Origin of the sequence: Jidongwangia harbinensis, assembly GCF_020216025.1 — a bacterium.
Taxonomy (GTDB): domain Bacteria; phylum Actinomycetota; class Actinomycetes; order Mycobacteriales; family Micromonosporaceae; genus Actinoplanes; species Actinoplanes harbinensis.
On the sequence record NZ_JAIWNC010000029.1, the window covers coordinates 57925 to 71994 of the forward strand.

General features: G+C 71.9%; 6 protein-coding genes. All 6 read left to right on the forward strand.

Translation table 11 applies throughout. From position 1 onward, the window contains the following. Entirely contained in the window at window positions 1-834 is an 834-nt protein-coding gene (locus tag LDL48_RS30655) for a carbon-nitrogen hydrolase family protein (RefSeq protein WP_225258601.1), read from the forward strand. Further along, window positions 831-1916 carry an MSMEG_0565 family glycosyltransferase gene (locus LDL48_RS30660; protein ID WP_225258602.1) on the forward strand — a complete coding sequence of 362 codons (1086 nt, stop codon included), beginning with the start codon at window positions 831-833 and terminating at the stop codon, window positions 1914-1916. Before LDL48_RS30655 ends, LDL48_RS30660 begins: the two co-directional genes overlap by 4 nt. Before the next feature lie 9 nt (window positions 1917-1925). Then, window positions 1926-3173: an FAD-dependent oxidoreductase gene (locus LDL48_RS30665; protein WP_225258603.1), complete on the forward strand. Its 1248-nt coding sequence runs from the start codon at window positions 1926-1928 to the stop codon at window positions 3171-3173. A gap of 7 nt (window positions 3174-3180) precedes the next feature. Next, window positions 3181-3681 (forward strand): MarR family winged helix-turn-helix transcriptional regulator, encoded by a 501-nt coding sequence (locus LDL48_RS30670; protein WP_225258604.1) that lies wholly within the window; start codon window positions 3181-3183, stop codon window positions 3679-3681. A gap of 122 nt (window positions 3682-3803) precedes the next feature. Next, a complete protein-coding gene (locus tag LDL48_RS44730; protein WP_225258605.1) occupies window positions 3804-7742 on the forward strand; it encodes a discoidin domain-containing protein in 3939 nt (1312 codons plus the stop codon). A 20-nt stretch (window positions 7743-7762) separates the two neighbouring features. After that, the gene (locus LDL48_RS30680; protein ID WP_225258606.1) at window positions 7763-14011 is read left to right on the forward strand and encodes an RHS repeat domain-containing protein; all 6249 of its coding nucleotides are present in this window, start codon (window positions 7763-7765) and stop codon (window positions 14009-14011) included. Window positions 14012-14070: the final 59 nt, after the last annotated feature.

Consider the following 14070-nt stretch of genomic DNA (forward strand, 5'->3'; position numbering starts at 1 on the left):
ATGGCCGTCACCCGGATCGCCGCCGCCGCGGCCCACTTCGGCCGCGACCTCGACTACGACCTCGCCCGGATCGGCAAGCTGGTGGCCGACGCGCGCTCGGCCGGCGCCCGGCTGCTGGTGCTGCCGGACGCGGCGCTCGGCGGGTACCTGGCCGACCTGCGCCACCCCGACCCGGCGGCGCTGCCGCCCGCGTTCGCCCACGACGACCCGGTGCTGAACCAGGTCGCCGCGCTGGCCGGCGACCTGGTGGTGTGCGTCGGCTACTGCGAGGCGGACGGCGAGCTGCGCTACAACGCGGCGGTCTGCGTCACCGGCGACGGCGTGCTGGGCCGGCACCGCAAGGTGCACCTGCCGGCCGCGGAGAGCAGTGTGTACGCGGCCGGCGACACGTTCGCGGCGTTCGACACCCCGGTCGGCCGGATCGGCATGCTGATCGACTACGACAAGACGTTCCCCGAGTCGGCCCGCAGCCTGGCGCTGGACGGCGCGCAGATCGTCGCCTGCCTGTCCGCCTGGCCGGCCAGCATCACCAACCAGGCGCCGAAACTGGCCCAGGACCGCCAGTCCCGGCTGTTCGACCTGTACGACTGCGCCCGCGCCGCGGAGAACCAGATCGTCGTGGTGTCGGCCAACCAGACCGGGGCGGTCGGCGGGATGCGCTTCCTCGGTCAGGCCAAGGTCGTCGGCCCGGCCGGCAACGTCCTGGCCCGGACCTGGGCCAAGGCCGGGCTGGCCACCGCCGAACTGGACGTGGCCGCGGAGATCGCCACCGCCCGGCGGGTGCTCAGCCACCTCGACGAGCTGCGCGCGGACAGCTACCGGACGAAGCGGTGAGGATCGCGCTGCTGACCTACTCGACCCGGCCGCGGGGCGGGGTGGTGCACACCCTGTCCCTGGCCGAGGCGCTGGCCGGACTGGGGCACGACGTCACCGTGTGGACGCTCGGCCGGGGTGCCTTCTTCCGCGCCGTCGACCCCCGGGTGCGCCTGGCGGTGGTGCCGTTCCCGGACGTGCCCGGCGAGGGTGTCGGGCCGCGCATCCTGCGCTCGATCGCCTGCCTGCGGGAGGCCTTCACGCCCGGCCGCTACGACGTGGTGCACGCCCAGGACTGCATCAGCGCCAACGCCGTCGACCGGTGCGTGCGCACCGTGCACCACCTCGACGAGTTCACCACGCCGGAACTGGCGGCGTGCCACGAGCGGGCGATCGTGCGGCCGTACGCCCACATCTGCGTCTCCGCGGCGGTCGCCGCGGAGGTGCGCGCCGGTTGGGGCCTGACCCCGACGGTGATCGCGAACGGCGTGGACGCGGACCGTTTCGCCGGGACCGCGGCACCGGCCCGGGCGGCGTGGCGGGACCGCCTCGGGTCGTACCTGCTCGCCGTCGGCGGGATCGAGCCGCGCAAGGGCTCGCTCGACCTGCTGGAGGCGTACGCGCTGCTGCGGCACGACCGGCCCGGCCTGAACCTGGTGATCGCCGGTGGCGAGACGTTGTTCGACTACCGCGCCTACCGCGAGCGGTGGGACCGGCGCGCCGCCGAACTCGGCGTCACCCCGCGGGTTCTCGGGCCGGTCGACCACGACGCGCTGCCGGCCCTGGTGGCCGGCGCCGCCGCGTTCGGCTTCCCGTCCACCCGCGAGGGTTTCGGCCTGGCCGCGATGGAGGCGCTCGCCGCCGGCACCCCGGTGGTGGTCCGCGACCTGCCGGTGCTGCGCGAGGTGTTCGGCGCCGCGGTCGGCTACGGCACCGATCCGGTATCCCTGGCGGCCGCCCTGCGGGCTGCGATCGACGTACCCGACCCGGACCGCACCCGCCGGGGCCGGGACCTGGCCGCCGCGCACACCTGGGCGGCGGCCGCGCGGCGGCACGTCGACTTCTACACCGGTCTGGGTTGTCAGAATCGTCTTAGTCATTAAGATAATCGCATGGGCACATCGACCGACTTCACGGTGGCCATCGCCGGTGCCGGCCTCTCCGGCCTCTGCCTCGCCCAGTACCTGACGCGCGCCGGCATCGACGTGCACGTCTACGAGCGGGACCCGGACCCCTCGGTCCGGCGACAGGGCTACCGGATCATCCTCGACCGGTACGGGCTGGAGGCGCTGCGCGAGAGCCTGCCCGGCACGCTCCATCAGCTGGCGCTGGCCACCGGCGAAGAGCCCGGCGGGCACCTGCGCTTCACGGACAGCCGGCTGCGGAACGCCTTCACCGTCACGTTCAAGGACGAGCCGTACGCGACCCGCCAGGTCGACCGGCTGACCCTGCGGTCGATCCTGATGTCCGGGCTGGACCGGCGCATCCACTACGGCAAGGCCGCCGTCGCGGTGGACAGTGGCGGCCCGGCCGGGCTGCGCCTGCGGTTCGCCGACGGGGAGGCCGTCCCGGCGACCGTCGTGGTGGGCGCGGACGGCGTCGGCTCGGCACTGCGCGCGCAGCTCATGCCGGACGCGGGCCCGGCGAACACGCCGATGGCGGGCGTCTACGGCCGGTCACCCCTGCGGCCGGGCGGCGAGAGCATCATCCCGGACGCCCTGCGTACCAGCGCGGTCCTGGCCATCGCCGACCGGCCGGGCCGCGCGTTCTTCTTCACCTCCATGCGGTTCGGCGAGAACCCGCGGGAGGCGTTCGCCCGCCTGGCCCCGGACAGCCACGCGCCCACCGCCGACGACTACGTCATGTGGGGGCTGCTGCTCCGGCAGGACGACGTGCCCACCGGCGTCCGCGGTGACCTGCCGGCGCTGCGCGACCTGGCCGCCCGGATGAGCACGGACTTCCACCCGCTCGTCCGGCGGCTGGTCGACACGGCCGACGTGGACGCCACCGTCCTCAACCTCTTCGCCACCGGCCGGCGCCCGCACCGGTGGGCGGTGCCGCGGGCGACGATGATGGGTGACGCCGTGCACGTCATGCCGCCGTTCGGCGCGCACGGCGGCAACACCGCACTCCGCGACGCCGCCCTGCTCGGCCGGCGGCTGGTCGAGGCCCGAACGGGCGGCACGCCGGTGGAGGAGGCGATCGCCGGCTACCAGGACGAGATGGTGCCGTACGCCTTCCGTGCCGTCGACACCGCCGCCGGGCTGATGCGCCGCCTCACCGGGGGAGCGGCCGTACCGCACTGGGTGCTGACCCGGGTGCTACCTCGGCTGCACCGGGTCACCGTGCCAGAGGCATGATGGCGGCATGCCTGACGAGCCGGCCCGTACGTCCGCGATCGCCGACCTCATGCGCGCCGGGCGGGAAACCTCCCGCCTGTCCATGGTGTTCCGGTACGCCATCGCGGACCAGCTGGGCCTCACCGTGAGCGACCTGGAGTGCCTGGACTTCCTGGCGGACGTCGGATCCGCCACCGCGGGGCAGGTCGCCGAACGGACCAACCTCACCACCGGGGCCGTGACCAGCATGCTCCGCCGGCTCCAGCAGGCCGGCTACGTCACGGCCGAACGCGACCCGGCGGACCGGCGACGGGTGATCGTCACCCTGCGGCCGGAGCGGGCCGCCGAGGTGGAGCGACCGTACGAGCGGTTCGCCGAGCAGGCGGAGCGGCTCGTCGAGGGGTACCGGGTGGAGGAGATTCTGCTGCTGGTCCGGCATTTCGACCGCATGCGGGCGCTGTACCTCGCCGAGCTGGACCGCCTCGGCAACGGCGACGAACGGTACGGGCCGGTACGGGCAGCGCCGTGACAGCGTAGGGCCAGCGCCTCCTGCCATGATCCGCGTCGATGACGACGGCGCGGCGTGGAGGGGGACGTGACGTGGCCGAATGGCGATGGCGCGTACGAAGAAGTTTTCTGTGTCTGGCCCTGGTGGGAACCGGGCTGACGCTGCCGGCGGTGGGCGCCGCGGAGGCGGCGCCGTCCTGCCCGACGGCCGTGCTGGCCGCGGACGGGGCGAAGGCGGCCGAGGACCTGGCCCGGACCTGCCGCCGGCCGATCGAGAACCTGGCCGCCGCGAACGAGTCGACCCGGGAGTTCGCGAATCCGAACGGCACGTTCACCCGCGAGGTGTCGGCCGAGCCGCGGCGGGTCAAGCGGGGCAACCGGTGGGCCGACATCGACCCGGCGCTGCGGCGCGAGGACGGCGGCTGGTCGCCCGCGGTGTCGAAGGTTCCGGTCACCTTCTCCGGCGGCGGCGCTGATCCGCTGGTGACGCTGGACGCGCCTGGCAACCGCTTCACGATGGCCTGGCCGGCGCCGCTGCCCGCCCCGCGCGTCGACGGTGACACGGCGACCTATCCGGGCGTCTACGAAGGCGTCGACCTGGTGGTCCGGGCGACCGGCACCGGTTTCACCTACGTGCTGGTGGTGCACTCGGCCGAGGCCGCGAGGAACCCGGCGTTGCGCGAGGTCACCTTCCGGTTCGGCGGCACGGCGAGGGTCACGGCGATCAAGGACGGCTTCCGGGTCACCGACCGGGGCGGCAGGACACTGCTCACGTCGGCCGGCGCGTCGATGTGGGACTCGGCCGGCGCGCGGGAGGACGGCGCCGGGTCGACCGCGGAGGCGGCCGGCGACCACGCCCGCAAGGCCGACGTCGGGATGCGCGTCACCCGGAAACGGCTCGTGCTGGTGCCGGACCGGGCACTCCTCACGACCGCCACCTATCCGCTGTTCATCGACCCGCAGACGATCCCGCCGGGCGTGTCCCGCTGGGCGTACTCGAACAGCCACGACAGCAACAACGAGACCGGCACCATCCGCGCCGGCCGCGACCCGGAGTCCGGCGCGATCTACCGGCCGTTCCTGGAGTTCCCGATGAACATCCGCGGCACGCGGGTGATCTCGGCGAACATGCGGATCGTGCTGTGGCACAGCTGGTCCTGCGGCGCGACCCCGGTGACGTTGTGGCGCACCGGGCCCATCGCGTCGACGCCCCGCAATCCGTGGGGAGCGACCGGATACGACCACTACCTGGACACCCAGTCGGGGGCCGCCAACAAGGACGACTGCTACACGCCGAACACCCCGACCATGTACTTCGGCCACCTGCTGGCGAGCGACCTGCAGTACGGCCCGGCCGACCGGGGCTGGGGCTCCTACACCGTCGGCCTGTCGGCGATGGACTCCAACGGCGGCGGCGAGTCGACCACCAACCGCTGGAAGAAGTTCGTGCCCGGCTCGGCGGTGCTGACCGTGGAATTCAACAATCCGCCGTCGCCGCCGGGACTGAACGACATGTCGATCGACCCGCGGCAACCGTGTGCCGCCCAGCCGCTGTACGTGAACGCGCTCAACGGCGTCACCCTGCGCGGTCGACTGACCGACGCGGACGGCGACAACATCTCCGCGAAGTGGCGCGTGCAGGGCGTTCCGGGTGCACACCAGCCGCCGGACTCCCCACGGGCGCCCGGCGGCGAGTTCACCACCACGATCCCGGCCGCGGCGTTCACCGACGGACAGACCTACAGCTGGTCGATGTCCGGCACGGACGGACACCACGAGGGCGGAACCTCGCCCGGGTGCACGTTCGTGATCAGTAACTCGCTGCCGGGCGGCCCGGTGGTGACCAGCGGCGACCTGGCGCTCACCACGGGCCTGCTGCCACCGGACCCGCCGGACACCGCCGGGGTGGGCCGGCCGGTGACGATCACGTTGAAGCCGGCCGAGGGCGACCGCAACATCGAGGGCTACCTCGTCGGGGTCGGCGCCGGCACCGCGACCGCGCCGACGCTGTGGGTGCCGGCCGGTCCGGACGGAACCGCGCAGGCGCCGGTGTCGCCGGCCACGTCCGGCCCCGAGCCCAACATCCTGACCGTACGCTCGCGCAACAAGGCGGGCATGTCCGGCACGATGGCGGTGTACCGGTTCGCCGCGCAGGCCACCGAGCGGGTGGCGGCGACCGACGACCTCACCGGCGACGGGCGCAGCGACCTGGTCTACCTGCGCGACACCGACGGCCGGGCCACGGTCTGGATGTCGGCGTCCAAGCATGACGGGTCCGGTTCGCTCGACCCGGTGCAGGTGTTCGACGGCGGTGCGGCCTATCCGGCGGCGGCGACGCGGCTGGTGGGCGGCGACTACGACGGTGACGGCGACTCCGACTTCATGCTGCTGCGCAGCGCGGCGAGCGGCCGGGTGGACGCCTCGGTGCTGCACTCCAACGGCAACGCGCTCTTCGCGCTGCCGGCGATGTGGGACTCCGGCGCGTCGGACTGGGACCTGACGACGATGCAGTCCGCGGGCGCCGACATGACCGGTGACGGCAAGGCCGACCTGGTGATCGCGCGACCCGAGGCGGACGGCGGCTGGTCGGTTCGGGTGTTCGAGTCGACCAGCACCGGCCGGGGGTCGTTCACGTTCGCCGCGCCGGCCGCGTGGGCCACCGCGGGAGCGTCCACCTCGACGTACGCGCGGACGGCGGTGCGGGTCGCGGATGTCGACGACGACGGCAAGGCCGACGTCGCCCGGGTGCAGGACAACGGCAACGGGCAGCTCAAGGTCCTCGTGCAGACGTCGACCGGCAGCACCCTGAACCCGCCGCGACAGTGGTTCGACAGCGGGCCGGACCGGTTCGACTTCGACCGTACGACCGTGCTGGCCGGAAACGTCTCCGGGGCCGGCAAGGCGGACCTGATCCTGGTGCAGCACCACGGAAACGGCGACACGTCCGCCGTCGGGCTGCTCTCCGACGGCGATCGGCTGACCGCCGAACGGTTCTGGCAGAGCGGCGGCGCGGACACGTTCGACCCGGCACGCGCCAAGCTGGTGGCCGGTGACTTCACCGGCGGCCGCGAGACCGATCTGGCCGTCCTCTACGACGAGGGCTTCGCGAAGAGCCGCTACTCGCTGCTCCGGTCGACCGGGTCGGCGTTCACCCCGGCGGCCCGGTGGAGTGCCGCGCTGGACTGGACGAAGACGGCACTGGGCGGTGGCGGCATGACGCCGAACCTCGCCCTGGACGCCCAGGCCAGCGCGACCAGCACGGCGCAGACGTTCGCGCCGGGGCAGGCGATCGACCGTAACCGCACCAGCCACGCCAGCAACGGCTGGAGTTCCTGGTCGAACCTGGAGAACGACCACGCCGAGACGATCAGCCTGTTGCTGCCGTCCTGGCGGTACGTGAACCGGATCGACCTGTACCCGCGCAACGACGGGACCAACATCGGCACGTCGTTCCCGGCGAACCTCACGGTCGAGGTGTGGACCCACAGCGGCTGGCGCACCGTGGCGACCCGGAACAACCCGGCCGGTCCGGGCGCCGGCATGGTCAGCCTGTCGTTCGGCGGGCGGTTCACCGACCATGTCCGGGTCACCGGCCTGAACCTGCGCGTCATGCAACTCGCCGAGATCGAGCTCTACCAGACCGGGCGCGGCGCGCCACCGGCGAACCTGGTGCTGGACGCGACGGCGACCGCGACCAGCTCGGCCCCGGAGGACTGGGGCTGGGCGCCGAAATGGGCGGTGGACGGCACCCGCGCCCTACCCGGCTGGAGTTCGTGGTCCAACCACGATGTCGACCACACCGAGGCGATCGAGCTGACGTTGCGGCGCAGGCATCACGTCAACCGGGTGGACCTGTATCCGCGCCCGGACGGCGGCGGGAACTTCTGCAGGAACTTCACGATCGAGGCGGACGCGGGCAACGGGTGGGTGGTCGCCAGCCGGCACACCAACTATCCGGCGCCGACGTCGGGCGCCGTGCAGACCTTCACTTTCGAACCGGTGCTCGCTCAGCGGCTCCGCGTGGTCTGCACCTCGGTGCGCCTGACCCAGTTCGCCGAGATCGAAGCGTACCTGGTCCAGTGACGGGGAGAGGGGAACGAGGCATGCGGTTCCGAACCGCGATCCGGGCTCTGACAGTGGTGCTGCTGGCACCGTCCGTGGTGGTGTTCGCCGAGGCGGCACAGGCGGCGGACAGGCCCTCGGCGTTCCAGCCGATGAAGGCCCAACCCGGCGCCTACGCGAAGGTGGCGCCGCCGCCGGTCGACCCGTCGGCGGATCACAACCTGACCGCAGCGCCGGCGGTGGACTGGCCGGTCACCGGGTCGGCGCAGGTCGCGCCGCGGTCCGGCGAGCCGGGGCGGAAGGCCGGCCGGCTGCCGGTCAGGGTCGGTGCCCGGGCCGCGAAGGAGGCGCCTGAGCAGGTGACCGTGACCACGCTCGGCCGCGCCGAGTCGGAGCGGGCCAAGGTGACCGGTCCGCTGATCCGGCTGACCGCACCCGGCCGCGGTGACGTCTCGGTCGAGGTGGACTACACCGGCTTCCGCGACGCGTACGGTGGGGACTGGGCGTCCCGTGCGCGTCTGGTGCAGGTGCCGGAATGCCGGGCGGACCGGCCGGGCGACCCGGCCTGCCGGCCGGTCCCGCTGGCCACCGCCAACGATCCGGTGAAGGGCGTCGCCTCGGCGCAGGTGGCGCTGGCGGGCACGAACACGTTGCTGGCGCTGGAATCCGGACCCGCCGGGTCCGGCGGCGACTTCACCGCGTCCAGCCCGGCGGCGTCCGGTACCTGGTCGGCCGGCGGATCGAGTGGTGACTTCAACTGGAGTTACCCGATGCGGACGCCGCCGCCGCTGGGCGGGCCGGCACCGCAGCTCGCGCTCGGCTACAGCTCGGGCAGCCTGGACGGTCGGACCGCGGCGTCGAACAATCAGCCCTCGTGGGCCGGCGACGGTTTCGACCTGTGGTCCGGCGCGGTGTCGCGCAGCTACAAGCCCTGCGCGGACGACGGCCAGGCGGGCGTCGGTGACCTGTGCTGGGGTGGCGACAACGCCACGCTCGCGCTCAGTTCGCACAGCGGCGAGCTGATCCAGGAGCAGGGCAACCCCGACCGCTGGCGGCTGCGCAACGACGACGGCACCAGGGTGGAGCGGCTCTTCGGTGCGGACAACGGCGTCTGGAACGGCGAGCACTGGCGGGTCACCACGACGGACGGCGTGCAGTACTTCTTCGGACTCAGCAAGCTGCCCGGTGCCCCGGACGATCAGCGTACGTCGAGCGCCTGGAAGGTCCCGGTGTTCGGCAACCAGGCCGGCGAACGGTGCCACAACGGGTCCGGCTTCGCGGCGTCCTGGTGCGACCAGGCCTACCGGTGGAACCTGGACTACGTCGTCGACCCGCACGGCAACTCCATGTCGATCTGGTACGACGTCGAGTGGAACAGCTATGCCCGCAACAAGACCGACAACACGGTGTCGCGGTACGTCCGGGGCGGCACGATCAACCGGATCGACTACGGCACCCGGCGCGACGGCGGCGTCGACAGCCGGTTCGCCGGGCCGGTGCCGATGCGGGCCCAGTTCGGCACGGCGGACCGCTGCGTGACACCCGGCGGGACGTGCACGCTGACCAAGGCGAACGCGGCGAACTGGCCGGACGTACCGATGGACCAGCTGTGCGACTCGACCGCCACCTGCGTGGGCGTGTACGCGCCGACCTTCTGGACCCAGAAGCGACTGGCCACGGTGACCACCCAGGTTCTCCGCGGCGACCAGCTGTCCGATGTGGAACAGTGGACACTCCGGCACGTCTACAAGGACCCGGGCGACGGCCGGGCGAAGGTGCTGTGGCTCAGCGCCATCGGGCAGACCGGGCTCTCCGGCGGCAGAGCGACACTGCCGGACGTGAAGTTCGGTGGCGTGCCGCTGAACAACCGCGTGGACCGGACCAGCACCCTGGAACCGATCATCCGGTACCGCGTCTCGTCCATCGAGACCGCGACCGGTGGGGTGATCGGCGTGAACTACTCGGCACCGGACTGCGTGCTGGGCAGCCGCATGCCGGCGAACCCGGAAAGCAGCACCCTGCGCTGCTTCCCGGTGTACTGGACCCGGCCCGGGCAGACCAAACCCGGCTTCGACTACTTCCACAAGTACGTGGTGACCAGCGTGACCGAGACGGATCGCACCGGCGCGGCGCCGACCGCGGTGACCGGTTATCAGTACCTGGACCATCCCGCCTGGCACTACGACGAAGCCGAGTTCGTGCAGCCGGAACGGCGGTCGTGGGGACAGTGGCGTGGCTACGGCCGGGTACGCGTGATCAAGGGAGCGGAGGGCCAGACCCGGTCCCAGACCGACACGCTGTACTTCCGCGGAATGCACGGCGACAGATTGCCCGACAAACGTACGCGGAACGTCAGCGTCACCGATTCGGACGGCGTCGCCCTGCCCGACTCGGCGTGGCAGCAGGGGAAGGTTCGCGAGACCATCGTCTACAACGGCACCGGTGACGCCGCGCCCGTGGTGTCCAAGACCAAGCACGACCCGTGGAAACACGGCCCGACCGCGACCCGCGACCGGAACGGCGTGGTCGTCGAGGCGTACGTGACCGGGGTGGCCGCGACCACCGTGAAGACCGCGCTGGACGGCGCCCGGGGGTGGCGGACCACCAGGGTCGACAACACCTTCGACTACGACGACGGGTCGGCCCACCCGACCGGCCGGATCACCCGCAAGGACGATGCCGGCGACATCACCACCCCCGACGACGACCGCTGCACCCGCACCACGTACGCGGCCAACCCGGACACCCACGCACTCGCCTATCCCGCCGAGATCGAGACGGTCGGCGTGCGCTGCTCGGCCACCCCGGACCGGGCCAGCAACACGCTGTCGCGGATCCGCGTCGCCTACGACGGCGGGCCGGGTGTGGGCAAGGGCGACCAGGTAAAGGTCGAGCAGATGGTCGGCTGGAACGACGGCGAGCCGGTCTTCCGGCAGACCATGCGAGCGGCGTACGACGCCTACGGCCGGGCCACCGAGACGTTCGACGAGCGGGGCCGTAGGTCGACCGTCACCTACCTCCCGGCAGCCGGGCCGCTGACCCGGACCGAGGAGACCAATCCGCTCGGCTGGAAGACCAGCACGACCGTCGATCCCGGGTTCGGCCGGACCACGCTGGCGGTCGACGTGAACGGGCGGCGGACCCAGACCGCGTACGACGCGCTGGGCCGGGTCACCGCGGTCTGGACGCCCGGCCGCGACTCCGATCAGACACCGAGCAGCAGGTACAGCTACGACGTGCGGGCCGATGCGCCGACCGTCACCTCGGTGGCACGCCTCAACGCGGCCGGCGACGGATACCTGACCTCGTACCAGATCTACGACGGTCTGATGCGGGAGCGGCAGACGCAGATGCCCGCGGTCGGCGGCGGCAGTATGGTGACCGACTCCGGCTATGACTCGCGCGGCAAGATACGCAAGAAGTCCGCGCCGTACTTCATGCCCGGTGCGCCGAGCGGGGCGTTGTTCGTGTCCAAGGGTGAGCCGCCGTCGGCCACCTGGTTCGAGTACGACGCCGCGGAGCGCAAGACGGCCGAGATCCTCCGGGCGTCCGGCGAGGAGCTGTGGCGTACGACGTTCGCCCACGGCGGCGACCACACCGACACCACACCGCCGCGGGGCGGCACCCCCACGTCGTTGTACACCGACGCGCGTGGCCAGCAGAGCGAGCTGCGGCAGTACCTGGGTGACACGGTCGGCGGGTCGTTCGAGCGCACCCGGTACACGTACACCGCGACCGGGAAACCGGCCACCCTCGTCGACCCGGCGGGCAACACCTGGCGCTGGGAGTACGACCACCGGGACCGCCTGACCTCGACCAGCGACCCGGACAAGGGCGTCACCACGCGGACCTACGACCAGTGGGATCAGCTGGCCACGTTCACCGACGCGCGGGGCAAGAGGATCGCGTACCGGTACGACGACCTGAGCCGGCGGACCAGCGTCCACCAGGACACGGTGAACGGGCCGAAGCTCGTGTCCTGGGAGTACGACACCCTGCTGAACGGTTACCCGACCGCGTCGACCCGGCATGTCGGCGACCACGCCTACCGGACGGCGTTCTCCGGGTACGACGAGGAGAGCCGGCCGACCGGCACGGTGCTGACCGTCCCGGAGGCGGAAGGCAAGCTGGCCGGCACCTACCGGACGTCGCAGACCTTCAACGCGGACGGCTCGCCGGACACGACGTCGCTGCCCGCGATCGGCGGTCTGCCGGCCGAGACGTTGCGCTACGGCTACAACGCGACCGGACAGCCCACGAGCCTCACCGGTGCGGCGGCCTATCTCACCGACGCGATCTACGACCAGGCCGGGCGGCTGGGCATCTCGGTCCGCACCAACACCGCCGGCAAGAGCCTCCTGGAGGAGTGGGCGTACCACGAGGCGACCGGCCGGGTCGTCGAGCACGCCGGGTACGGCGACGTGAACCCGGAGGTGATCACGGATGCGCACTACACCTACGATCCGTCCGGCAACCTGATCGGGATCGCGGACCGGACCAGCCAGTACAACAGCGGGCCCGACGATCTGCAGTGCTTCCGCTACGACGGGCTGGAACGACTCCGCGAGGCCTGGACGCCGAAACAGGACGACTGCGAGACCGGCGCGTCGGCGGCGAATCTCGGCGGCCCGGCGCCCTACTGGCAGAGCTGGACGTTCGACAGCACCGGCAACCGGGTGACCGAGGTGAACCACGCCGTGGCCGGGAACACCACCCAGACGTCGTCCTACCCCGAACCGGGCAAGCCGCGCACCCACGCGGTCTCCTCGGTACGCACCACCGGGCCGGGCGTCGACCGCACGGACTCCTACACCTACGACGAGAACGGCAACCTGCTGACCCGTCCCGGCCGGACCGGGCCGCAGACGCTCACCTGGGACGTCGAGGGTCACCTCGCGTCGATCGCCGAGTCGGGCGCCACCACCTCGTACCTCTACGACGCGGACGGCAACCGTCTGATCGAACGCGGTCCGAAGGGCACCACGCTGTTCCTGCCCGAGGGGGAGTGCACGGTGTCCGGCGACAACACGCCGACGTGCGTCCGCTCGTACGCGGCGGCCGGCCGGGTGGTCGCGACCCGGACCACCCAGGGCGTCTCGTGGCAGGTGGCCGACCACCAGAGCACCGGCGTGGCGAGCGTGGACAGCGCCACCATGACGGTCACCCGGCGGCGGTCCCTGCCCTACGGCGGTGCCCGTGGACCGGAACCGGCCTGGAACTCGCGGCGTGGGTTCGTCAACGGCGTCGTCGACGACACCGGCCTGGTCCATCTGGGCGCCCGTGAGTACGACCCGAAGCTGGGCCGGTTCATCTCGGTCGATCCGATCCTGGATTCCGGCGATCCGCAGTCGCTCAACGGATACACGTACGCGGGGGCCAACCCGGTCACCGACTCGGACCCGGACGGCCGGGTGAAGTGCCCGGACGGCGACTGCATCGCGAACCCGCAGCCGAAGGAACCGGTGCACGTCAAGACGGTGCTCGAGGTCCGTGAGGAGCCGGCGCGCGGCGCCGGTGGGTTGCCGGTGAAGAAGCGGACCATGACGCAGTCCACCTACAAGAAGAACAACGGGGTGGTGGAGAAGCACCGCGGCTGTTCCTACAGTGCGATCGAGGGCAGCACCTCCGGCCCCACGAAGGACTGCTCCGGTGCGGGCGTCCAGGTCCTCGGTCCGGTCACCGACTGTCACCGGGACAACAAGGGCAACGTGTGCTGGCTCGGCGAGGACGGCTTCGTCTACGACGTCGAGGGCGGCAAGTCGTGTACCCGGAACGACTTCAACTTCTGCGGCACGCCGGCCGGCCAGCAGCGGCGCCAGAACCGGCATGCTCCGCCGGGCGGCCGGGGAATCCCCAAGATGGGGCCGGCCAGCAAGGAGATGTCGGAGAAGATGCGCCGGTCGGAGGAGAAGGGGTGGGTGCAGACCGTCGGCGCCTGCGCCAACGTTTCCGCCGCGGCCTATTTCAACGTCGGCCTGTCGGTCTGCCTCGCGCACGACAACAACGGTTTCGGACCACTCATCGCCTGGTCGCACGGGGTCGGACCGTCCTTCGGGATCAGTGCGTCGGCCGGAGGGTTCCTCTCCAACGGCGACTTCTACGGGCAGACCGAAGGCGCCAGGACGACCACGGTCGGGCTCAAGGGCGGTGCGAACGTCGAGGGCTATCACACCGCGTCGCATGACGGAAAGGTGTCCACGTACGGCGGGAATGTGGGTATCTACGGCGGTGCAGGCGCACCGTGGACGGTGAGCAACAGCTGGACGATCGGGAAGCGAACCAACTGGTAGTTTGCGCATCTGCGCAACCGGGGGACGTCGCGCCACGTCCCCCGGGGCGCCCGGCGATT

Bases quoted from the DNA above. Each gene is read 5' to 3' on its own strand.
- LDL48_RS30680 (WP_225258606.1), top strand. From the start codon at position 7,763: ATGCGGTTCCGAACCGCGATCCGGGCTCTGACAGTGGTGCTGCTGGCA.
- LDL48_RS30665 (WP_225258603.1), top strand. From the start codon at position 1,926: ATGGGCACATCGACCGACTTCACGGTGGCCATCGCCGGTGCCGGCCTC.
- LDL48_RS30655 (WP_225258601.1), top strand. From the start codon at position 1: ATGGCCGTCACCCGGATCGCCGCCGCCGCGGCCCACTTCGGCCGCGAC.
- LDL48_RS30670 (WP_225258604.1), top strand. From the start codon at position 3,181: ATGCCTGACGAGCCGGCCCGTACGTCCGCGATCGCCGACCTCATGCGC.